Consider the following 22,318-nt stretch of genomic DNA (forward strand, 5'->3'; position numbering starts at 1 on the left):
AAACTTACACTACGTATTACTGTCATATCCTCTGGTTATATTTTTCTTTTATCATATTACTTTTCTCTATTTTGCATTTTTTTCTTGAACTGTAACATATGCAAATCTTTAGCTCTTTTTTTATCCATAAATCTTCTTTCATCTTCTTGTGTCAGTTTTGGCTTTTCTTTTCTCGGAACAGCAAGTACCATTTCCTTCTCTTCCTTACTCTTTTCATTCATCAAAAAAATTCTCCCGTATCCAAAGTTAAACACTCACTCCATACAAAGAAAACAAGTCTTCTTTTGAAGGATTTATGGCATGTAACCAACTATCGATCTGTAAAAAGTCCCCTTTTTTTAATTTCCCGCCCTTTTCAGCACGTTTTGTAATTTCTAATACACCATGATGTTGTACGAGTATCATCATGTCATCTTTACGAAAGATACTTGCTACATCTGATGATTGTATGTTGTTACGACGTAAAATTGGCTTCCATTGTGTAAGAGAATACCCTTCCACTTCTAAGAAACCACGAATCGCAGTAAAACGAATGCTCGTACCTCTAAAACATTTTTCTAACAAAAAAAGAAAGTCTCGTATAGATCCGTTGAATCGGACGTGATACAAATAGACTTTCCCCGCTTGTTTAACTGCTTGTTGTGATAGATTGGATGGTTGGATTGCGAACTGATAACAATCACGTTCCCAAAATGCCCCCTCTTTTGTTATTTTCATCCGTAATGCACGTAAACCTGGAATAAAATCATTAGGATGCGCAGAACAAAATATAGATACCTCAAAACTCATTTTCATTTAAAATCCCCCTAAATACATATTTTTTAATAAAACCCTTCGACTTGAAGACAACACAAAAAGGGCTTCTTCAAGTCGATTAAAAATGTGTACAGCAAAATAAGCTATATACATTAAATCGGCTCAAAGAAGCCCTTTCTCATTGAAACAAAATAAAAACATGTTTCTACTACTCAACCACTACACAAAGGTGTGGGAATAAACGGAATCAAATAAACAATTAATATACCCTTATATTAAAAAAAATAATCATAGATTTCAACAACTTTCTAAATAAATCCAATTTAATATAAACATAATTTCCCAATATGGGTAAAATTATGTTATAATCAACCATAAATGAAACATACGTTCTTAAGGAGGGGTTTTTAATGTTTAATATGTTTAAAAAGAATGCTAATACTAATGAAGCTATTGTTATGACTAATGGTGACATATTTGATTTATTTTTGTTTCCTACCATGCGTGAACAACAATATCATCTAGTTACAGAGAATTTTCACAATATGGGGTATAATCATTATTTACTATACGTTGATAGTGACAAAAACTTATTACACATATATGATGAAATCTCTTCAACTACTGGAGGAACAAGTGCAATTAACAGAATTAACGATTACTTAATTGAAAAAGTATATGAGGCTCTAAATTTAGGGAATCCAAAGAAGGCAAAAGCACTTATCTATTTCCCTGAAATGAACAGTACAGGAGTAGGTATCGTAACATATGGCTACCATGCTGACAGAGAAGAATATGACTTTGGACATGATATCAGTGAAAGTAATAGACATGAACCATTCATAAAGTTAGCTCAAAATCACAAATGAATTAACAACATTCTATCACTTTCCTTGTTAGGGTATTCAAAAAGACAAAAGTACTAACTTTTGTCTTTTTATATTATATATTTTATTTCAGAGCTATCCATTCATAACTCACCCAATCTCTCGGTTTCTTATCATATTTTATGCGTCCTGTTGTGCAAAATGAAGCGATTACCCATTGAATCAGGTTCATCTTTGCGTATGGATCAACGCACTCTTCTAGCTTTTTCAATTGATAACCTGTACTATTTTTTTGCCAAAGCGCATACATGCGAAAATGTGTAGTTGTGACTAGCCTAGCTTTTGTTGTTACTTGCCATTTCGCAATTTTTATTAAATCTTCTTTTACTTTTTGCTCATACTCTTGCTTGATAGTTTTATAATTCTTGTTTTTATTAATTAAACCATTTTCAAATGTTTGAGGCATGTGGTGTACTTCATATACAGTTCCTTCTTCCTCCCCTAATATATTAGACTCAACTAGAAATATATTTTTTAGCTTAAGCTGTTCCGTTAATTCTCTTCCACTTTGTAAAAATGGTTTTTTTACCTTTTGCAATAAGAGAACTTGAACAACTAATGCAAGCAGTAGGGGATATTCTAACACAAACAGAAACGAAATAAACATATTCAAAATATATACTGCCACTAAAGCATAAATTGTTAGGTAAATATATTTTTCTCTTTGATGAATTACTCTACTATTCAAGCGATAGTACCTCCGTTGTGAAATAGGGTGAAAGCAATATAAACCACTGCTCCTAACAAGATAGAACAAGCACCCGGAAAGCTCTTAATTAGCTGTATTTCTTGTTTAGGTAGTTTTACTCCAAAGATAGAAGCAGCATGCTGGAATTGGTCTTTAATAGCCCCAGCAAAGCCTAAAATTTTTATTAATCGGTACACACTCGCAATCCAGAAGAATGAAAGATGAAAAGCAGTTAATATAATTGCAGTTAACATCGCTGATTCTTCAACTACATTACTAATGTACAAAGCGGCAACTATTAACATTTTTGTATCCCCTGGTGACGAGAACTTAAACATTTCTAGTATTAATCCGCATACCATTGCCATGACGAGTACAATCCCTATCTCTTTTAGCGTACGCACATGTCCAAAATAGGTTATTACAACGCCTAACATCAAAAACAGTGCGTGCCATGCGTTTTTTGTTTTTCTATACTTTAAATCTGTGAATACATTAAGAAACATATAACTTAAGAGCAATCCTATACAATACATGCCCATATTTTTTCCTCCTCATAATGATTATCTTTTGATAAAAGACTCGTTATATGTNNACATATAACGAGTCTTTTATTCTCTTTATTTATAAGTGAGGAACTATCTTATTTTGATAGTTCCTCATCAAATATTCTTTTAGTTCCAGTGTTCCACATCTGCATTACTTGCTGCTTTTGTGAAACGAGCTAGAATTGTTTCATAGCCACCTTGAATTGCTTTCCATACAAACGGCCCAATTACTAACACTAGGATAACCGCTAAGGCAATAAGCATCCCGTTTTCTGATGATAATTGAGAATCTTCGTTTTTTAACCAGTTCTTTACTTTTTTTAACATTACGTATTTCCTCTTTTCTAATAGATTTGATTTATTTTTATAAGTTGAAAAACTATCTAACCTGAATTGATCTACTACTAGTTCCAGTGTTCCACATCTGCATTACTTGCTGCCTTTGTAAAGCGAGCTAGAATTGTTTCATAGCCACCTTGAATTGCTTTCCATACAAATGGCCCAATTACTAGCACTAGGATAACCGCTAAGGCAATAAGCATCCCGTTTTCTGATGATAATTGAGAATCTTCGTTTTTTAACCAGTTCTTCACTTTTTTTAACATTGTGTTACTTCCCCTTTTCTAATGGATTTGATCTATATTTATAAGTTGAAAAACTATCTAACCTGAATTGATCTACTACTAGTTCCAGTGTTCCACATCTGCATTACTTGCCGCCTTTGTAAAGCGAGCTAGAATTGTTTCATAGCCACCTTGAATTGCCTTCCATACAAATGGTCCAATTACTAATACTAGGATTACTGCTAGAGCGATTAACATCCCGTTTTCTGATGATAATTGAGAATCTTCGTTTTTTAACCAGTTCTTCACTTTTTTTAACATTGTGTTACTTCCCCTTTTATAATGAATTTGATTTATTCTTATAGGTTGAAAAATCAATTTCTAATTAAGTCATTTGCAACCGCTCCTTATATCTCTCCATACAAACGGAGTAAGTATGAAAACTGTTATGACCGCTGCTGTAAATATAAGAGGATTCGTTTCAAGATAATCTTTGACTATCATGCAGATTGCGTCTCCCTTCTATATACTTGCAAACCCTTGAATTAAGGATTGAACTACAATTACCATTGGATATACCACGATACAACCAATAACAACGACATTATATTTATTCATTTGCATTGGTTTATTTTGAATAAGGTGGTTATAATTTTCATGCTTTAACTCACGCATCATTTTAATTTGTGAGTCCATAATGCGAATACTCTGTACCTTGTCTGTTTTTTGTGCTTGTTGTAAGGCAATCGTAAATGTATTCACTTCTGGGATATCTAAAGCATTCGCAAAATTTTTAAAAGGCTGATCGGAACCAGCATACATTTCTAATTCAGCTGCAAGTGTATTCACATATGGACGAATATAACTTCCTGCATACAGCTGCGTCTTTTTAACTGCTTCTAGTGTTGTATGTGTCTTTAATATTTGACTGAGTGGAATCAAAAACTCAGGTAATTCAAATCGTCTTTCTTCTTTTGCTTGTTTCATTCTCATTTTTAATAAATAGTCTGGATAAAAGTAAAGAAATGGAGCGATTATTATCCCTACTTTAAACAAGTAATAGTCATGAAAAACAGAACAAATGAGAAAGATAGATGTAAAAATGATAGGATAGGCAACCTTCATCTTTAAATACTCTTCTGGCTTTGTCTCTAGACCTGCTGCATCTAATTTCTTTTGAATGTTTTCTTTCTTTTCTTCTGTTAAGTACTTGTGTGATAAAGAATGAAAGGGAGAAAGCATCATTTGATTCAAGTTTTTCTTTTCGATTTTTTTCGCATTTTCTACATAATTGGTAAGTACACTTCCCCTATCATTCCTACTTTGTAGGAATGTAGAAAAAATCCAATATGCTAGTACAAATACGATAAGGCATAAAAATGCAGCCATTCTATTTCCCCCTTTCTGTCGGATTGTAATTTGCGATTTTTTCTACTCTCGTTGCGACTATAAATAAAATGAGCATATTAACTGTAATTGCAATCTTTCCTACCAAAGAACCAGCTAAGAAGCCATACGCCTGTTTCGACATCAACATGATAATAATTGGAATCGCAATGACTATTAAACAGTTCTGTAGAAAAGCTCGTTGGGCTTGTGACAAACTGGAACGTAATCTTGCCAAATACACCTTCTGTTTTTCGAAATCTTCTGCAATATCTAGCAATACTTGAACTGAATTTGAACCACCTTCACGGTTACATACTTCTAACATTTCATGAAAGAAAATGAGTTCCCTAAAGTGGAATGTGTCATTAAAGCCTTTAAATGCACGATGCATGGTTGTCCCACCCTCTAATAGCAATGTGACCTTTTCTATTTCCTCTTGAATACTTTCATGCATCATCGACTTCACTTGATGTAACACCACTTTAGGGTTATTACTAATCTGCAAAGCATTCGCAACAGCTTTCATATAGATAGAAAGACGGTCTACAACAATTAAGTAATAACGTTTCTTTCTTCGATACACCATTAACCTTGGAATAATGAATCCACATAGAATAGAAATCAATGTGAAAGGATCTTTACCAAAGCTAAAATAGACAATTCCAGCAATCACAGCACCAGAGGAAATGGTATATGCCCAATACATACTCTTCGTTAGCTTCCATTCGTATTTATTTGCTTCTTGTATCACAGAACGTGGAAAATATTTTCGCACTCCACTTATATGACGTACTTCTATACGTCTTTTATCTTCCTCGTTCTCTTTTACAAATTGCGAAAGCGCAGAACCTTTTGACTTTGTAAAAAGCAAGGCGAGTAGAAATACGCATATGAATACAAGAGCGATACAACCATATGCGAATAAATTATGCATGTTTTATATCCTCCTCTGGGAGATAATGTTGATATAATGCTAAGTCAACCGTGGACTCTTTAAATACCTTTGCCATAGCTTCTGACATTTTTGATTCTGTTACGTGTTTCCCATGTATTTTTACTATTTTCCCAACTTCATTTCTTTCTTCATGTGTTTTATAAAACTGAGAAAGTTGATTAAATTGAATTTGTCCATCTATGTAATCCCCTACTTCAACCATTTGGGTTATATAGCGTTCAGAGTCTTCTTTCTTTTCAAGGAATATAACAAGGTCAAAAGTTTGTGCGAGTAAATCATATATCTCCTCCGCATCCATTCTTGCTCCACTTTGTAAGCACATAAGCATGAGTCGCTTGAATGCTTCTCTTGCACTTCTGGCATGAATAGATGTAGAGCCTGGATGACCTGTTTGAAAAAGGTTAACCGTTTGTAATGCTTCCTTACCACGCGATTCACCAACGATTAATCGTTTCATACCTTGACGCAACGCATTTGTTAATAGCCTGTCGTAACCAATTGCATTTTCTTCTACCTCAGATGATCGACACTCCATTGGAACAAAATGATGTTCTGGAAAAACACGGTGTAGGTATAGTTCTGGGTTGTCTTCTACTACAAGCGTCCTATCATCCTTAGGAATGTGTGAAGCCAAATACTTTATAAACTCCGTTTTACCAGTACCTACGGAACCAGCTATTAATATATTCATTTTTGCTTTTACAGCTGCACCTAAAAGATCTAGCATTTCTTTTGTTGCTTGATTTGTAGATAACATACGTTCTTCGGAAGCACGTAAATGATTTGCATTTTTACGTATGGTAATTGTTGTACCTAAGCCTGCGATTTCATCTAATGCAATGTTGAAACGAATATACGGGAATACACAATCTACATACGGTTTTGCTGTATTCAATGATTCAGAAGTACTATTTACGATTTTATAAGCTAGTGATTTTACTTCTTCTTCCGTTTCAAATCGAACAGCAAATGTATTCGCACCTTCGCCCATCTTCTCGTATTTAATCTCTTTTGTACCATTTATATAAATATCCGTTACACCTTCATCATCTATAAGGGATTGAATGATGCCGAATCCTACAATGTCGTCACATATAATATCTAGTAATTCATTCGCTGGTACATCTGGTACTACAAGTTGGTTGTTTAAAAGATAGCTTTTTATGACTGTTTCTACTGCTGCACGCTTATCCTTATTCATAAACGATTCGCTTAACATAGCCCGATGATCTTTCACCAAATAAGCCCGTATTTCTGTTGTATAATTCTTAATTAATTTTGTAGTAGTTTCTCCCAAACGACGGACTGATTTGGAGAGAAGCATATAACCAAAATGATAGAGGTCCACTCGGTTACGTTTTATTAATGTTTGTTTTGCTTCTATATAGCTCCACATATCTAGCATTCCCCTCCCTTACCGAAAACCAAATAGTCCTCTTCTTGTTTGTCCTGTTTGTGCTCCTAATTGCGCTTTAGAAATATTTAATCCTGCAACATCCATAATAGAATGCACTCTTTCATTAATAAGAGGCGAACCGATTTGCATTGCCCATTCGTAACTCGAACGATCTTGGTCATACGGAATGGTAATAGAGATATTTTGAAGGGACAGGTTTTCTATGTCTCCAGCAAAATTTTCATCTCCCATATTTAGTACGTGGAACATATGCGGTACAGTAAGCTTTGCTTCTTCTAGCATCCTCAATTCTTTTTGTAATGCTAATGCACCGCGTGGGTTGCTATTTAAAATGTTAATAACCACATCCGCTTGATGTAAGATTGGATAACTTAATATCTCAGATAATTCATTTGGTACCGACAAAATGACATAATCATAAGGGGCATTCATAAGGGATTCCATAAATGTTTTAACGAACATTTCCTTGCTTTTAATTTTTGGGAAATCTTGTTGATGATATCCCGCAGGAAATGTAAGAAAACTCAAATTATCATGTAGCTTTTGTAGAACTTTAGGTGATACTTTCTGCACGGCCAAATCTTGTTTTGTACAGATATAGTGTAAGATGTTATAATCATTTTCTTTCTTTACTAGTTCTAGCATGTTTTTACTATCGTGATGTAATCCCGTCACAATCGAAAAACTAGGTCTTACTTGGTCTGCCTCCACATATAAAACCTTTTTGCCCAAATTCGCTAATTCACTTGCCATCGCAATACTTACTGTACTTTTTCCTACATTCTCATTTGTTGCATAAAACGCTATGATCTTCACTTGTTTGTCTTCCATCTTCCGCACTCTCCTTTCTTATTTCTCTTGCCCATAGTGCTGCGCTACATATTCCTTCACGTTATCTGGAATTGGATTAGCTGAATTTTTTTCGATGTATTCTAAGATATTCTTTTGATCGGATATTACAGAAAAGTCGTTTGCAAGTTGTACATCTTTTCTCTTCGCTTCTTCCTTTTTCCCTACTGCGACCGGCACAACATCTCCAATAGATTTTGCACGGTTTAAGTATTGTAACTGTTCAGGCGTAACAGCTAATGTATACAGACGTGTTACCTTTGGCTTTTGATTTGGATCCTTTTCTTTCTTTTCGTCTTTCTTATCCTCTTTGAATGCATCTTCTGTATTAGCATCTTTTGCAGCAGTTACTCGTACACGCTGGAATAGCCCACCGAATACAACCTTTTCATTGTCACCATTTTTTACTGTTTGCTTAAAATATAAATCTACGTAAGTATCAGGAATGATACTATTCCCTGAACTTGTTTCGATATCAACTAACAACGGAAAAGCAACTTCACCGCTCTTTAAATTCAAAATTGCTGAATCCGGTAATTCTTCTTTCTTCACTACTTTATCTTTGAATAAATAACTATTTTTTGTAACTGGTTGTCCGTCTGTCGTCCATTTCCCAATGACATCGCTCTTTTTGACAGTTAATGCATTGGGCGGAATTGCGTCACCAGGTATTGTACGTTCAACAAGCATTTCATCTTTTATTTCTGTATGGGCTGGAATGTCCCCCGCTGCCAATACGATTTTAGTTGGCTTAACCGCTTTCTCAACGGAATAATAGTTATAGCCGTAAATACCAGCTACAGTAGCGGCAGCTAAACCCACCGCTACAATCTTTTTCTTTTGAAATTTAGATGGTTTCAATGTGTATTTCATCCCTTTCCTAGCTTTAAACACAAAAAAAGGACACACCGGTGGCGTCTCCGCCTTAGGTGTGTCCTTTTAGCTTGTTCAAAGTCTATATTAAAATGTTGGATTTGCTCTTTTTTATATTACAATATCTACATTACGATATACGGTGAATAATGTCAATATTTAATCGAAAAAAATGTATTTCTTTTTCTATTCCGCCTAATTATTCTACCAACAAAAACCCTCAAAAACGTTGTCATATCAAGGGTTTTAAGCTATTCATACTACTAGAATTATGATATAATATTATTAATGTAACATATAGGCGTAAGGGTGGACGGTTTTCTCCTTCTTTCCATTTTGGAATGGAAGGAGGTGAAACATATGGATGATATCTTTGAGTTTTTGAAGGAAATTGCGAAGGGGATTTTACGTGAAATCTCTGCGCATACCTACAAAAAGAACTTTTTAGAGGATAACAAAAAGTCCATTCCGCGCCGACCAAAGCATAAGAATGGACTTCGTAAAAGAAAATAATTTATGAAAACCGCCATCCTTATGACAGCAGTTACATAGACGAGATGTTAGAGCATCTCGTCTTTATTAGTGTATACGAAAAAACTATGTCTAATACTTCTACACACATTATAACATGCACTATAGTATATGTCATTTGAAATCCTTTGACTATATTCGATAAAAATATAACAAAACTTCTAAAATGAAACTAGCTTCGTTCCTGCGTCGAAATATTTTGCAGGTGCATATCTTTTCCCGTTTTGATCCTCAAATTTGCTCCCAATATATACAGATACAATCATTGCTAGGACGCTAATACAAATCATGCGTATTATACTTTTCTTTTTCTTCTTATTCATTTTCATTATCCCCTTTCTAGACAAAAAAAGGCACACCCCTATTAAGGAGTGTGCCGTTGGTTTGTCCATTAAGCTACTAGTTATACTGGATATTTAGTTAATTCATTTATCCTATTATACAATATATATCGCTTCACATAATAGCAAAACGCACAATTCATATTCTTATTTCCCATTTTTCATATAGAACCAGTCTATCGTATCTTTTATAATCTGCTCTTTTCCTTTCCAGTTCCAGCCTGGTTCTCCTGCCGGAAATGGGTCATCCGGTAAAACACTTCGTCGTACAAAGTCATCGTACGCAACACCTTGTACTTCTACTTGTTTAGACATGCAGAGACTCATCTGATTTACGCCAGAAGGCTTCGTTTCAACATTGAATGTATACACACCGTCTTTTTGTTTCATCGGTGCATACCATTTACGCTTGCCGTCGATTATTTTTTCTTGTCCATCCCAAAGCGGCGATTTAGTAGGTTTCTTAGTATCAAAGACATGTCCCGTGTATTCACTAAGATACATATTTTTAGGCAAGTATTTCGCTGTTAATCCTGTAAACTCGGCTTGATCCAGAGTTTGTGTTGTTTGTAAACCTTGATCCGCAAATGGGTATTTAGCAGTCGCTTCTGTAAAAACTCCTTTATAACTTGGGTCCCATTCATTTCTGTATTTTCCATTTATCTCATATGTGAATCCGTAACCAGAACGGAATTTAGAAGGGAGCAAATTATCTATGTTTCCGTTTAGATACTCGTAGTATGTTTGAGTTGTCGTTTCTTTTTCAGAAACCCTTGTGGTTACTGTTTGCACAACACCCTTTACGCTTGTTACTCCACATGGTGCGCTTTCTTCTGTCGGCTCAGCAACTGTTGTTTTAATAAGGTTATTGTCGTACGTAACTTCTGGTATGTCTAATAACCTATCTCCAAGTGGATTTATCTCCGCTTCTAATTTTCCTTTTCCTAGATATGTCCAATCAAAATATAGAGTTTTTCTCATCTCTTCTGTTAAAGTAACTTTTTGCTCTGCTACTTTTTTACCGTTATGACGCAGCACAACAGTGGTTTGTATAATGGAATATTTCTCCTCTTCCTCTTGCAATCTGTTTAGTTTTCCCTTATATTCCTTTAATTTTTCTTTCGCCTTCTCTAATTTACTCTTAATTCTGTCTAAATTATCTTCATCCCAAGAGCAATCCCTGTCTCTCAAGTGTACATTGCCTTCAGAATCTATTTCACGAACCGGGTCTCGGCGACAAGTTCTAAGACTAGATTCAGCGTTTTCATATTCTGGCGTGAGAGCATCTACTTCTTGCTGGTACTTTTTAATGTTCCCCTTAAAGATTTCCCTAAATTCATCGCGTTCTTTTTTATATGAAGCTCGTGATACATCTACACGTGTTTGTACTTTAGTGCCTTTTTTTGCTGTCGTTCCTTCAATACGGTCAGCCGATAAATCGATATTATATCGATATGGTCTTTCGTCCGGATTAGGAGGAACTTTCGAGTCACATTTTCCATCTACATTAAAGTTTACTGTTTTCTCGTTCGATGTACGCTGTACACCATCCACAACCTTTAATTTCGCTGTATATCGACCACACATTTGAGGTTGCCATTTTATACTTTCCTTACTAAAATAACCAGGATCCCCCTCGTTTGGCTTATCTCCATCTTTTTGGGGTTTCGAACGAATATAATCCTCTTGATGATTTACATTTTCTCCATCTTTCGTGATATCTAACATCCACTTAACACGGTTACGTTCACCCGCAATCGATTGATATGGATTTACCGTATTATCAGAAAAATCCCTATCTTTATATCCTTTTTCCTTAGATACATACTCAAAACCATCGAAATTGAAAGTAACAGGCTGGTCTTTTGCACCACTAGTAGAAGCCTTAAATCCCTTTATTTCTGGTTTGCTCGTACGTACATACCACAAACTGTATCTGTTTACACCCTCTACACCACCAGCTCCTGCATATCCACCTGACAGATAGGCGACGTCACGAATCCAGTAAAAAGTACCTAAATTTCTAGAACTCTCAAATGTAAAAATCTTATGCTTAGTCATATTCTTTAAAACAAATTGAGGGTTTCCCCAATATTTATCAGCAATAATAGAAGCATTCATTCGCTCAACTTCTGTAACTAAACGGTCCCCTTGGGGCACATCGCTATTTAAATATCCTTCGTTAGAAATCCGAATATAGGGTTCACTTCCATCTGCTTCTTGCACTAAATTTTCCCGCGGGTTACCGTAATTAAAAGAACCATTGTACACGGCCGGATAATGAATATCTGCAGTGTAATAGAGACTTCCTGGCTCACCTTGTCCAGGTGGAGTATAGCCACTACCTGGACGATAATATTTACCAGGCATTTGTAACTCACCCGATGTTAGAAATGTATCTGTGTCTCCATTAAAAAATGGAACATCAACATTTTTTGCATCTGCTACTGTAGGTAACGCTAATAAAATAGAGGTACATAATAATAACGCTTTTCTTTTTATTTTCAATTTTTCCCCTCCTAAAACATAAAAAAGGACACACCTGTACCGTTGGAATGGTACGTAAGGTGTGTCCTTCACGTATGTTTAATTAATGTTATTTATTTTTATATGATAATTTAATGCTATCACAATTTTTAAGCTAAAACAACACTAAATCTATTATTTAGGTTCAACTTCTACATACATTGTATGATCTGCTGTAGAGTGACCAACACGGATTTTAAAATTATCCTTTTCATAGTTATTAATCTTTTGTTCATCAATCGTTTCTTGAATTTCTTTATCCAAATTCAATCCACTTAAAAATGTAGTCCACTTTTTAGTTAACTCTACAGTTGCAGGATTATTATCCAAGAACAAAAGTTTAAAGTTGTTTTCCCCACCTAATGCAACAAACTGTGCTCCAATGCTACCCGCTGGAAGATACATATCTTTATCTACTATATGTACTCCCCCTCGAAGATTATCATATTTTAGGTTTGTATTATATTTATTGTTAACTTCTCTTAAAATGTTTTGTGCTTCCGGAGATAATTGTTTCTGTATCTCTGGATTCTTTAAAGCTTCCGGATTATAGTCAAACTTCTCTTGCGCAAGATTTTTATCTAATCCTGCTGGTAAAGTAGGTTCAGGTTTTTGTTCAGGTTTCTCTGCTGGCTTTTCTGGTTGTGTTGTTCCACCATCTGGTTTTTCAGCTGGTTTCTCTGGCTCTTTTGTTCCAGCATCTGGTTTTTCAGTTGGCTTCTCTGGCTGTGTTGTTCCACCATCTGGTTTTTCAGCTGGTTTCTCTGGTTCTTTTGTTCCAGCATCTGGTTTTTCAGTTGGTTTCTCTGTTGTTTTCGTAATTGCATTAAATAAGAATTGTGAGTATTGCTCACGGCTTACTACAAGCTTAGGTTGGAACATATTATCTCCTGTACCAATAGTAACAGCATTGGATTGTAAAGCACTAATTGCATTTTTAGCCCATGAATCTGCATCCACATCCTTGAATGTGTGATCAGCTTTCACCTGAAGCTTAAATGCTTTTGTTAATACTTGTGCCATTTCCTCACGAGTTAATGAATCCTTCGGTCTAAAGTTCCCTTTTTCATCCCCTGTGAAGATTCCCATTTCTGTTAAAGCAAGAATTTCTTTAGGGAACATTGTTGTTTTTTCACTTACATCATTATAAGGGTTTTTATAATCATTTTTCACTTCTGGTTTGAAGTAACGGAACATTAGGGCAGCTACTTGCTCACGTGTCACATCATCACCGAAGCCAAATACACCGTTTCCATATCCTTCTACAATCTTTTTATTCGCTAAATCTGTAATCGCTTTGGCAGACCAATGATCCGCTGGCACATCGTTAAATTTTAGAGAATCTGTAGTATCCGCCGCTTTAGCAGAAAAGTTCCCTGCTCCAAATAGTGCTGTACCTGCAATTGTTAATGCTGTTGCTGTTTTTAGTAATTTGTTCGTCATGTTTATTCCTCCATTGTATGTTCTATTTTAGTAGATTCTTATATTTTACCTAAACTACCAATTACATCTAGATAGTTTAACATATTAATAACTAAATTTAATTGCGCTTTAGAAACTTTAAAACGCCGCTGTTCTATATGGAAAATATTACCATTTAAAACTAGGCTTGTAAAGTGTTTTTCTAAAAAAATATCAAAAAAAGATTCTGCTAAACAAAAAACCTATACAATGTATAGATTTTTTAGAAAAAGTTAAGGGAAATGTCATCTACTTTATTTAAAATAAACTTGTCCAACACCATCTCGATTCGCCCAAATAGGTACTTTAATGGCGTCTGCTCCTATTAATTCAAAGATGTGGATTTTGTATTCAGCCTTCAACTTGAATGAAAGTGGCTGATTATGGTCTACACGCCCTTTTGTGTATTCAAATTTCCAACCTTCCATTTTCTCTTCTTTCATTCTTTTCTCGATTTTCGGGATTAAATCCACCGTTTTTCCGTTATAAGTATATTGAAATCCACCTTTTTTCTCTGCAAGTTCTACTGTACTAGTAGCAAAATCATGAGCTTTTACCATCTGTATACCATATAAGACCCCCTCAGGAATCAAGCAAATAAACAGTAACGATAACGTTAATAATAATGCGGTTGTAATTGTATTTTGCATGTTCTTTTCTGCACCACCTTACAAATTTATTTGGTTACAAATCATTTTACATTCCCGCCAATTCGCTTAGTCCCTGATACCGCCTCGTAAATGACATCATTACGCGATTTACTTTTAATGCTCCCTTTTTGCTCACTAAACGTTTTCAAATAACTCCCTGCCTCTACATCACCTTCAACAGCAATCATGGCTGGTTTCCCGTTCGTAACATGGATATTATAGTCACGTTTTGCTGCTGGATCGCGAAATGCAGTATTTTCCTTATAGGCTTTGTCAAATTCTTCTTTTGCTTTCTCAGGATTTACTGCAATCTCTTCTTCTGCACGTAATGTGCCTACATTAACAGCTTTCGAAATAGCTGTCTTTCCACTACGATCTAAAGAAGCTCTATTATCTGTATGTGTGGTATCTCCTATAACCATATCCATTACAAAAAAGATACAGATACAAAATAACAATGCAGAAGCTGCTGTCACGATAAATTTATGCATCCAAAACTCCCTCCTTCATTAATTCGTTGTTTTTCGGAATCGAAATCCGCTCAAAATGGAATTTTTCTTTTGATTCAACAGTTCTTTTGGTAATAACAACTCTGTTATTTTCTTTAATATGTTTTCTAGTTCTTTATGATAATTCCGACTAGACAACAATGTACTGCTACTTAGGTGCGCTTCAAAAACATCTTCTGTTGGATATGCAGGAATAGTTGCTACTAGTTTTTCACCAAAGCACTCCTCAATTACTTCATGTTTTACTAGAGACTGCGAGAACCTGTTCCCAATGACAAACGTTTTATCAAGGGATAAGTATCCGATTAATTTCCGTTCTTTCGGCTGAAGAGGATGAGCAATTTTCAACATTTGGTGCAGGTCTGGTTCAGCTACAAAAAATATATAATCTGCCATTTGACATACATCCTGATAAAAATTCTTATCCCAATCATTCCCCGCATCAATGATGGTTACAGGAGCATCTTGGTTAGCTAGCATGACTTTAATAAAGTGATCAAAGTCATTTTCCGTTTCTGTAACACATTCCTTATCCACAATTGGATTTTTCACAATCAGATTTATTTTGCCTTGTTTCCATTTCGGGATAGACAATATATCCGTTTCTTTCTGCAACATGTCTTTAAGGCGATGCAGCATAAATTCACTTCTATAGTTTTCAGGAGCATGCGTATATCCCTTTAATAACGGATAGGTGTACCCCTCATCATATAAATTCTCCATATAATTTACGTCTATTGCCAGCTCACTAATGTAGGCAGCTAATAAGTGTGAAACAAACGTAGCACCGCTTCGCTTATTCATACTCGCAACTACTATTGTCTTTCTAGGAATTGCAATACCCACTTGTTTCTCATATACAGGCTCGAACGATAACTTATATTGCTTTTTGATAACAGGCTCCTTTACTTTTTCCTCCTGTTTAGCAGCAACCTTCTTTTTAGTGACCTTTGTACTAGAAGCTATATTACCTATTTCATCTTCTTCTGGAACACTATCGGATTCCTTTTCGTCTTCTGCAGAAATATTTGGTATTGTCGGCCCTTTGGGTGCTTGATTCTCTCCCACAATTTCAGCCACATTTTTTATATCAGACTCTTGCAGCAGCTGAGGAATCACCTTATTATCGAGATCAATTTTACGAGAATTGAAAATATCATAGATTCCTAGATAAATAAGCTTCGCCAAAAACTCATCATTATTTTCACGTTCTGTAAACACAACGATACGGATATTTCGGTTAAAACGGATATCACGTAATTTTTGAAGGATGATTAATTCTCTTTTATCTTCATTCCCTGCATCGATATTAAATCGTTTGTCATTAATACATAAAATATCTGGTTGTTCGTTATCCAATATTTCGTCCAGGTATTTAATATGCATGACATCACTATCAGATACCTCAAATCCTGCTGCTAAAAAGTCTTCACGTAGATAAGCAGCATATGTAGTATCGCTTATGGCCAATACTATTTTTTTCACCATAGAGCCTCCTCCTTTCACATAAGTGTTTGCACCTTAGAGTAAGATCATATTTTCAAGTGGGATGTTCGCGTTTTTATGTATGCTCTGAATGATTTCAGTCAACAAGTACTCGATTTCTACTCCTGATAAAGCACGAGGTGCAGCATCACTCAAATTATATTTCACACGAATTTCCAAACGGTCTTGAATCTCCTCTAAAGGCACATTTTCAAATAGACATCTGTAATATAATACGTTCTCTTCTATGCATTTCTGGATTTCCGTTTTCTCTTTATAAACAACTATAACTTGGGCAATTTCTATAAATGGATTATCAATTGTCGTCTTACTGTTCCAAAATAAGTTCCAGATTTCACTGTTCTCTTCCGTTTGCACAACAACACCATTTACCGATGGTGTAATTTCAAAAAATCGATCCACTGGTACTTTTGCAAGTGATGTGATAATGCTCGGTTTTAGTTCAAATCCTTTTTCCATTCTTTCATGCTCAAATGCTAATTCAGCCCCTGTTAATGCTATTTCGCGGAATATTTGTTCCATCAATGGACGAATCCCCTCGTATGTTCGTACCGCAAATACACTAAATTCTTGTGTCTCATCTGTACGAATCAATTCATATAAATCAAATTGACTGGCGTTATCGATTGCATAAGGCAATTCTTTAGTGAAGTTTGGATCTTCGTATAAACTATCTGAAATCTGTGTGTCTGGATGGTTTAAAAATTCCAAACACAATTGATATCCTTTTAAAAATGCGTGTTTTGCCGCAGCTGGGAACAAAGTTTCAAAACGTTTCACATCTTTCTTGAACCTTTCTTCTTCTACTTCGTTATTAAATTCCCTTTGCTGTAGAATATTGGCTTGATTGCCAAGTAATAAAAAATAGTGATTAATTAGGGTACTAATCCGTTTCTCAAACTTCGGATTCCCTTCACAATACTTTGCGAATCTTTCTTTACTTACTTTCACAATTTCATTCATAGTTTTGCAGACTTCCTTTCGTTTTTGGATAAATAAACAAAAAAAGACACACCGATGGCAGGTAATGTGCCGTCGGTGTGTCCGTAGAGCAAAGATTTTGTATTTATTAATTTGTATATTTCTTTAAACAACTTATGTTCATGTACAAGATTATCGTTACTAATAAAAAAAGTCAAGCGTATATTAAAAGATATGCAAATATACATATCAAATCTTCTTCTGTGGGAATATTTGTTATTGTCGTCTCTTTGGGTGCTTGATTTTCGCCCTTCACTTTCTCTATACAAATGGTTTAATTTCAAAAAATCAGTACACTGGCACTTTAATAATCACCAAACATCTAAGTATACTCACCCTTGATTCCTATTTATCTTTATGATTTGAAAAAATTTCCATCATATCGTGATAATCAAATCCCATGTTTAAATAAGTCCCAGAAACTTTATAGTTTTCTAGAGTTATAACTGAAACATCCACAGTCATATTTGTATTTTCAGCGATTTTCAGTACATGTTTTTTGAGTTCTTCAAGTTTTGATTCATCCATTTCATCTGTAGCAGAATTTTGTTGTTCTTCTTGATCTCGGTCTTTCATCCATTTTGGAAGTTGTTCTTTACGCACAATATTAGGACTAACTATTTGTGTTTTCCCTCGTACAACTTTCTGTTTTTGACCAAGTTTAGACATCTTTTCTTCAACTACTTTGATGACATAGTTTTCAGCAGCAACTAAATCAGTAGTTCCAATTGCTTTACATTTTGCTGCAACATCAAGAATTGCCTTAATAGTTTTTTTATTAGTTATTTCTCGTTCTTGAATCTTTTGATTCATTAAATCAAGAATTGTAGATTCGGAGATACTAACAGTATCATTTTCTTCTTCTTCTTCAAAAATAAATAATGAAGTATCTTTCTGAAGTAAACCTTCTGGTATTGTTTCGTCATTGTGCAAGATGGATTTTTCACTGTGCAAGATGCATATTTCATTTTGCAAAATGCATATTTCATTTTGCAAAATGCATGATGACACGGTTTCTTCTTGTTTCAGGTCATGTTTTGTTGTTTTTTCTTCCACAATTTCTTTATTATTTTCTTCTGATTTTTGAGCTAGAGTATAACCTTCTAATGCATAACCAAGTTCATGTAAGTCAGATGCAATTTTTGTAAGGTTTATTTTATACCACGTTGTTCTATCCCACTTTTTTGTTGGATCAGGATTGTTTCCTTTTTCAACCCATCCTTGTTTTGCAAAATTATTAATCGCTCGGCTAATTGTAGAAGCACTTCCCCAATTCAATATTTCAACTAAAAGCTCATCACCAGTTTTATAAAACCAGCCATTTCGGATGTTCTTTTTCTTTTTATCGATTACAGATTGTTTAGTTTTCCGAGCTTCCAATTGTTTAATCTGCAATTTAAGATTGTTGTCCATTTTTTCTGTAATACCAGCCCAAAAAATTAAATTGTTTAATAGTGCTGCATCGAAATGCTTTCCTGTTAATGCAACTAATTCTTCTTTAATTACTATGCGTTGCAACTCTCTAACTTCTTGTTCTTCCATTACTTCCGTTAAATTTGACATACTAAAAAATCCTCCATTTTCCACCCCGCCCGCACAAAAAATGGGTATAGGAAATTAGAGGATTGTTATTCACATTTTTTGTAGTTTATGCTATCATAAAGATAGCAATTAAATATGTGAAAACAAACCTCGTGTTCTAATTTTCATCGGTTTTGTAGGCGGCTAAACTTACGTGAACCTTTGAAAATTCCCTCGGGGTTTTTTTATTTGTTTAAATTTATATATAATTCACATTTACATTTGCAATTTATTTACCTACTCTTTTTATGATAGCAAAACTTAGTGGAAAAAGGAGATAATTGGTACAGTGAACCGCAATGAAATAGTTGGCGTTATTTCATTAAGCTGATGAACCTTTTTTTTGCTTTTTATATATTTTTTTGTAGTTTGTGAAATAAATAGAAATATAAATTCTTGTTAAAGTTATAATATATTTAATTTTTTATAGTTGCAAGCCGATTTTTTTAAAATCCATATTTTTTGATATAGTGATAAAAAACGAATATATAAGACAAATTCCCTCCAACCTATTAATCATTAATGCATTCTAGGTTTTAAAACACAATTGTTCATCCCTTCCGATAAACATCAAATATTTCTGAGAATCACATAAATAATGAAGTTAGAATATATTATAGAATATTTTAGTTCTAATTTCCATTAAAAACCCTATATATCAACGTTTATTAACAAAAAACCAATTCCAACTTATTATAAATGTAGAAATATAATTAAGAGAAAAACTTAGATATACAAATAAAGCGTAGTCTAAGTTGAATTACAAAGAAGTTAGAATGAAATATAGTAAATCTTTATTCTAACTTTACCGATACCAGCTATATCGTCCTAAAATATAGCTATTCATGAAACCATTAAGTCATAATATTAAGCAAAAAGCAAAAAGCAAAAAGCAAAAACCAATAACCTCAAGCCCTTCATACGCTAATTTATAGAGCTTGTGAAAAAGTTTCATAGTTATATTTTCAAATGAGAGCATTTAATGATATATGAATGATAGCTTTATATAAAATCCACTTTTTATTTTAGGCTGCAAATGGACTTCCTTAAAATAAACTTAGAACTATTCGAAACTAATGTAATCACTTAAAACTAGAACGGAAATTAGTAAAACTCTATTCTAGATTCTTTTAAAGCTTGATATATAAGTGTTTGATTGCATTTCATCTATTCTGGATTATTAAACATGATATGGATTATAGAGACAAAACTTAGAACGAAACAAAGATATCACTTCAATATATATTCTATCTTTTGAAGCGATTAACTAATTTGGATACTCTAAGCCGCTCCAAATTAATTCAAATTCGTTAATAATATGTTTTTAAATAACTAACAGTAATTATTCACTTTATGTGTAGGGTAAAAATAGTTACATTACAGAAAGAGCTATACTATGATTACTGGATCTATTAAAGAAACAATGAATTGTTTGGGATGGAAATAGAAAAGTACGGGATATTATTAATCAACAAATATAGAATTCAAATTAGAAAAAGTAGATTCTAATATTGATAGAATGCTTGCTATAGCAGGCTTCTCAGCAATTCATTTTATTCTAGGTTATGTTTTTCTAATTAATTAATAGTCATAAACATTAAAAAAATCTAAGTCACTATGATTATTAGACGTTCAATAATTGGTTTAAAGAATTAAGGTCAATTTATATTAAACTGATAACTTTTTGCATAAAAAATGATGTTATCGGCAATACTTATAATAGTTTATAACAGAAATGGACTGCGAACGCTTAGTCCTTCAAGAATCCCACCCATTAAACCATAAGGATTAGGGCTTGAGACTTTAGTCGTGGGAATGTCAATATGAATACTGGATCTATTAAGGAAACATTGAATTGTTTGGGTTGAACATAGAAAACTATGGGATAGTATTAATAAATGAATATAGAATTTAAATTAGAAAAAGTAGCTTCTAATATTGATAGAAAGCTTGCTATATCAAGTTTTTCGGCAATTCATTTTATTCTAGGTTATGTTTTTCTGATTAATTAATAGTGGATAAACATAAAAAAGTTCTAAGTTACTATGATTACTAGATGTTCAATAATTAATTTAAAGAATTGAAGTCAATCTATATAAAATTAAGAATTCCTTGTATAAAAAACGATGCTATTGGCAGTACTTTTAATATTCTACTAATACGTATAGTTATAATGCGTTTGTTCCTACAAGAATAGAATCCGTGCCCAGCGGATTTTTTTAAAAATAGATATATTTTTCTTTTTTGACCTAAAAATAGATTCTTCGAATAAAACTTGGACGCATTTGAGTTATTGATAATTAGCAAATGTGGAATAAAAATTAGATGAAGTTTATTCTAACTTACGTTAAACCCTTGATAAAACAACGTTCTTCGATATTTTTCTTATTCTAACTTACAGACTGTCGTTTTAGTATAAATACAGAACATAGAAATAATCTTAGAAATGAGAAAACATCCGTAAATTCCACTGAAAGATATTGCATTTGGAATTCATAATAAAAGTAAAATATATTGAGATTTTCTATTTTTTCTATGTTAGAGTTTGATATACAATGAAAATATGAATCCAATGTAGAATATAATATGGAACGTGGGTATTCTAAGTTCAATCGTTATTTGCAGGGAGGTCTTGGCATGAGTGATAATAACGAAGTGCAAGAAGAAATCAAAGAGTATAAAATGAAGGAAGTCGCGGAGCTAACGGGGCTTTCTAACGACTTATTGAGGGTCTATGAGGAAGAATTCAACTTACAGATTGGTAGAACTCCAGGTAATCATCGACGATATACCGAAGAAGATATAAATTTGTTCATCTCTATTAAGAAAAAGATACAGGAACAGAATTGGAGTTATAAAAGAGTTCGCGCTTGGCTAAATGGTGAGGATTTGCCGCTCGCAGCTGAAGAACATCAAGTTAGAACAAACCTAGAAAAAAAGGTTGAACTCCAGACAGAATTAATACAAGATTTAAATGAAAAATTAGACCAAAGTATTAAATTACAAGTAGAAATGGTTCGTCAAATGCAGGACTTGAAATTAGAAAAAGAGCAGCTACAACAAATAGTAGAACGAAGAAACCAGGATCTCATTGAAACATTAATTCAAGAAAAAAGAAAAGAAAGACAAGAAAGAGTTGAATCTGATTCTAAGAAATCTATATTCCAGAAATTATTCGGGAAGTAATCTTTGAACGGTGCTTAGGATCAGAAATAAAAAGTAGCAAGTCATTTAATAGACTTGCTACTTTTTTTGTCCATTTTTCATAAGAATAAGTTTCAATCAACGAATATAAATAGAATCACTA

General features: G+C 33.8%; 23 protein-coding genes. 3 read left to right on the forward strand and 20 right to left on the reverse strand.

Translation table 11 applies throughout. The features are described from left to right. Positions 1 to 56: 56 nt before the first annotated feature. The gene (locus tag COO03_RS26865; RefSeq protein WP_179863005.1) at positions 57 to 221 is read right to left on the reverse strand and encodes a hypothetical protein; all 165 of its coding nucleotides are present in this window, start codon (positions 219 to 221) and stop codon (positions 57 to 59) included. A gap of 25 nt (positions 222 to 246) precedes the next feature. Then, the gene (locus COO03_RS05090) at positions 247 to 795 is read right to left on the reverse strand and encodes a hypothetical protein (protein ID WP_097895648.1); all 549 of its coding nucleotides are present in this window, start codon (positions 793 to 795) and stop codon (positions 247 to 249) included. Between the two features lie 371 nt (positions 796 to 1,166). On the opposite strand from COO03_RS05090, the gene COO03_RS05095 reads away from it, so the two are divergent. Beyond that, positions 1,167 to 1,625: a hypothetical protein gene (locus COO03_RS05095; protein WP_097895650.1), complete on the forward strand. Its 459-nt coding sequence runs from the start codon at positions 1,167 to 1,169 to the stop codon at positions 1,623 to 1,625. An 82-nt stretch (positions 1,626 to 1,707) separates the two neighbouring features. Here the strand turns inward: COO03_RS05095 and COO03_RS05100 are convergent, their stop codons facing one another. From COO03_RS05100 to cpaB, 10 genes are all read right to left on the reverse strand, one after another. Continuing rightward, positions 1,708 to 2,331 carry a hypothetical protein gene (locus COO03_RS05100; protein WP_097895653.1) on the reverse strand — a complete coding sequence of 208 codons (624 nt, stop codon included), beginning with the start codon at positions 2,329 to 2,331 and terminating at the stop codon, positions 1,708 to 1,710. Continuing rightward, positions 2,328 to 2,873, reverse strand: a complete 546-nt coding sequence (locus COO03_RS05105; RefSeq protein ID WP_097895655.1) for a hypothetical protein — start codon at positions 2,871 to 2,873, stop codon at positions 2,328 to 2,330. Before COO03_RS05105 ends, COO03_RS05100 begins: the two co-directional genes overlap by 4 nt. A 132-nt stretch (positions 2,874 to 3,005) precedes the next feature. After that, positions 3,006 to 3,206, reverse strand: a complete 201-nt coding sequence (locus tag COO03_RS05110) for a hypothetical protein (protein ID WP_097895657.1) — start codon at positions 3,204 to 3,206, stop codon at positions 3,006 to 3,008. 77 nt (positions 3,207 to 3,283) lie between these two features. After that, positions 3,284 to 3,484, reverse strand: a complete 201-nt coding sequence (locus COO03_RS05115) for a hypothetical protein (RefSeq protein ID WP_097895657.1) — start codon at positions 3,482 to 3,484, stop codon at positions 3,284 to 3,286. A 78-nt stretch (positions 3,485 to 3,562) separates the two neighbouring features. After that, a complete protein-coding gene (locus tag COO03_RS05120) occupies positions 3,563 to 3,763 on the reverse strand; it encodes a hypothetical protein (RefSeq protein WP_097895657.1) in 201 nt (66 codons plus the stop codon). A 201-nt stretch (positions 3,764 to 3,964) separates the two neighbouring features. Then, entirely contained in the window at positions 3,965 to 4,831 is an 867-nt protein-coding gene (locus COO03_RS05125; protein WP_097895659.1) for a hypothetical protein, read from the reverse strand. A gap of 1 nt (position 4,832) precedes the next feature. Then, positions 4,833 to 5,765: a hypothetical protein gene (locus COO03_RS05130; RefSeq protein ID WP_097895661.1), complete on the reverse strand. Its 933-nt coding sequence runs from the start codon at positions 5,763 to 5,765 to the stop codon at positions 4,833 to 4,835. After that, positions 5,758 to 7,182, reverse strand: a complete 1,425-nt coding sequence (locus COO03_RS05135) for a CpaF family protein (RefSeq protein ID WP_097895663.1) — start codon at positions 7,180 to 7,182, stop codon at positions 5,758 to 5,760. The genes COO03_RS05130 and COO03_RS05135 overlap by 8 nt, the downstream gene beginning before the upstream one ends. An 18-nt stretch (positions 7,183 to 7,200) precedes the next feature. Then, entirely contained in the window at positions 7,201 to 8,034 is an 834-nt protein-coding gene (locus COO03_RS05140; protein WP_097895664.1) for a tyrosine-protein kinase family protein, read from the reverse strand. Positions 8,035 to 8,052: 18 nt separating this feature from the next. Then, positions 8,053 to 8,913 (reverse strand): Flp pilus assembly protein CpaB, encoded by an 861-nt coding sequence (cpaB, locus tag COO03_RS05145; RefSeq protein ID WP_097895703.1) that lies wholly within the window; start codon positions 8,911 to 8,913, stop codon positions 8,053 to 8,055. 372 nt (positions 8,914 to 9,285) lie between these two features. Here cpaB and COO03_RS26870 point away from each other — a divergent pair, with 372 nt between their 5' ends. Beyond that, positions 9,286 to 9,438, forward strand: a complete 153-nt coding sequence (locus tag COO03_RS26870) for a hypothetical protein (protein WP_179863006.1) — start codon at positions 9,286 to 9,288, stop codon at positions 9,436 to 9,438. Positions 9,439 to 9,617: 179 nt separating this feature from the next. Here the strand turns inward: COO03_RS26870 and COO03_RS26875 are convergent, their stop codons facing one another. The 8 genes from COO03_RS26875 to COO03_RS05180 form a co-directional block, all read right to left on the reverse strand. Next, the gene (locus COO03_RS26875; protein ID WP_179863007.1) at positions 9,618 to 9,779 is read right to left on the reverse strand and encodes a hypothetical protein; all 162 of its coding nucleotides are present in this window, start codon (positions 9,777 to 9,779) and stop codon (positions 9,618 to 9,620) included. A gap of 165 nt (positions 9,780 to 9,944) precedes the next feature. After that, entirely contained in the window at positions 9,945 to 12,305 is a 2,361-nt protein-coding gene (locus COO03_RS05150; protein ID WP_097895667.1) for a hypothetical protein, read from the reverse strand. 153 nt (positions 12,306 to 12,458) lie between these two features. Further along, the gene (locus COO03_RS05155) at positions 12,459 to 13,766 is read right to left on the reverse strand and encodes an S-layer homology domain-containing protein (RefSeq protein ID WP_097895669.1); all 1,308 of its coding nucleotides are present in this window, start codon (positions 13,764 to 13,766) and stop codon (positions 12,459 to 12,461) included. A 272-nt stretch (positions 13,767 to 14,038) separates the two neighbouring features. Continuing rightward, a complete protein-coding gene (locus COO03_RS05160; protein ID WP_097895671.1) occupies positions 14,039 to 14,434 on the reverse strand; it encodes a DUF4320 family protein in 396 nt (131 codons plus the stop codon). 41 nt (positions 14,435 to 14,475) lie between these two features. Beyond that, positions 14,476 to 14,925 (reverse strand): hypothetical protein, encoded by a 450-nt coding sequence (locus COO03_RS05165; RefSeq protein ID WP_097895673.1) that lies wholly within the window; start codon positions 14,923 to 14,925, stop codon positions 14,476 to 14,478. Positions 14,926 to 14,943: 18 nt separating this feature from the next. After that, positions 14,944 to 16,431 (reverse strand): hypothetical protein, encoded by a 1,488-nt coding sequence (locus tag COO03_RS05170; protein ID WP_097895675.1) that lies wholly within the window; start codon positions 16,429 to 16,431, stop codon positions 14,944 to 14,946. 33 nt (positions 16,432 to 16,464) lie between these two features. Beyond that, positions 16,465 to 17,412: a hypothetical protein gene (locus COO03_RS05175; RefSeq protein ID WP_097895677.1), complete on the reverse strand. Its 948-nt coding sequence runs from the start codon at positions 17,410 to 17,412 to the stop codon at positions 16,465 to 16,467. A 363-nt stretch (positions 17,413 to 17,775) separates the two neighbouring features. Then, complete coding sequence (locus COO03_RS05180; RefSeq protein WP_257132032.1) at positions 17,776 to 18,993, reverse strand: hypothetical protein; 1,218 nt, start codon at positions 18,991 to 18,993, stop codon at positions 17,776 to 17,778. A gap of 2,655 nt (positions 18,994 to 21,648) precedes the next feature. On the opposite strand from COO03_RS05180, the gene COO03_RS05185 reads away from it, so the two are divergent. Continuing rightward, positions 21,649 to 22,197: a MerR family transcriptional regulator gene (locus COO03_RS05185; protein ID WP_097895678.1), complete on the forward strand. Its 549-nt coding sequence runs from the start codon at positions 21,649 to 21,651 to the stop codon at positions 22,195 to 22,197. Positions 22,198 to 22,318 lie beyond the last annotated feature (121 nt).

Source organism: Bacillus sp. AFS098217 (assembly GCF_002551815.1).
Classification (GTDB): domain Bacteria; phylum Bacillota; class Bacilli; order Bacillales; family Bacillaceae_G; genus Bacillus_A.

Excerpts from the sequence above, each read along its gene's own strand:
- COO03_RS05175 (WP_097895677.1), bottom strand. The coding sequence starts at position 17,412 with ATGAATGAAATTGTGAAAGTAAGTAAAGAAAGATTCGCAAAGTATTGT.
- COO03_RS05105 (WP_097895655.1), bottom strand. The coding sequence starts at position 2,873 with ATGGGCATGTATTGTATAGGATTGCTCTTAAGTTATATGTTTCTTAAT.
- COO03_RS05090 (WP_097895648.1), bottom strand. The coding sequence starts at position 795 with ATGAAAATGAGTTTTGAGGTATCTATATTTTGTTCTGCGCATCCTAAT.
- COO03_RS05185 (WP_097895678.1), top strand. The coding sequence starts at position 21,649 with ATGAGTGATAATAACGAAGTGCAAGAAGAAATCAAAGAGTATAAAATG.
- COO03_RS05125 (WP_097895659.1), bottom strand. The coding sequence starts at position 4,831 with ATGGCTGCATTTTTATGCCTTATCGTATTTGTACTAGCATATTGGATT.
- COO03_RS05180 (WP_257132032.1), bottom strand. The coding sequence starts at position 18,993 with ATGTCAAATTTAACGGAAGTAATGGAAGAACAAGAAGTTAGAGAGTTG.
- COO03_RS05155 (WP_097895669.1), bottom strand. The coding sequence starts at position 13,766 with ATGACGAACAAATTACTAAAAACAGCAACAGCATTAACAATTGCAGGT.
- COO03_RS26870 (WP_179863006.1), top strand. The coding sequence starts at position 9,286 with ATGGATGATATCTTTGAGTTTTTGAAGGAAATTGCGAAGGGGATTTTA.
- COO03_RS05115 (WP_097895657.1), bottom strand. The coding sequence starts at position 3,484 with ATGTTAAAAAAAGTGAAGAACTGGTTAAAAAACGAAGATTCTCAATTA.
- COO03_RS05165 (WP_097895673.1), bottom strand. The coding sequence starts at position 14,925 with ATGCATAAATTTATCGTGACAGCAGCTTCTGCATTGTTATTTTGTATC.
- COO03_RS05130 (WP_097895661.1), bottom strand. The coding sequence starts at position 5,765 with ATGCATAATTTATTCGCATATGGTTGTATCGCTCTTGTATTCATATGC.
- COO03_RS05110 (WP_097895657.1), bottom strand. The coding sequence starts at position 3,206 with ATGTTAAAAAAAGTAAAGAACTGGTTAAAAAACGAAGATTCTCAATTA.
- COO03_RS05170 (WP_097895675.1), bottom strand. The coding sequence starts at position 16,431 with ATGGTGAAAAAAATAGTATTGGCCATAAGCGATACTACATATGCTGCT.
- COO03_RS26875 (WP_179863007.1), bottom strand. The coding sequence starts at position 9,779 with ATGAATAAGAAGAAAAAGAAAAGTATAATACGCATGATTTGTATTAGC.
- COO03_RS05120 (WP_097895657.1), bottom strand. The coding sequence starts at position 3,763 with ATGTTAAAAAAAGTGAAGAACTGGTTAAAAAACGAAGATTCTCAATTA.
- COO03_RS05140 (WP_097895664.1), bottom strand. The coding sequence starts at position 8,034 with ATGGAAGACAAACAAGTGAAGATCATAGCGTTTTATGCAACAAATGAG.
- COO03_RS05095 (WP_097895650.1), top strand. The coding sequence starts at position 1,167 with ATGTTTAATATGTTTAAAAAGAATGCTAATACTAATGAAGCTATTGTT.
- COO03_RS26865 (WP_179863005.1), bottom strand. The coding sequence starts at position 221 with ATGAATGAAAAGAGTAAGGAAGAGAAGGAAATGGTACTTGCTGTTCCG.
- COO03_RS05160 (WP_097895671.1), bottom strand. The coding sequence starts at position 14,434 with ATGCAAAATACAATTACAACCGCATTATTATTAACGTTATCGTTACTG.
- COO03_RS05135 (WP_097895663.1), bottom strand. The coding sequence starts at position 7,182 with ATGTGGAGCTATATAGAAGCAAAACAAACATTAATAAAACGTAACCGA.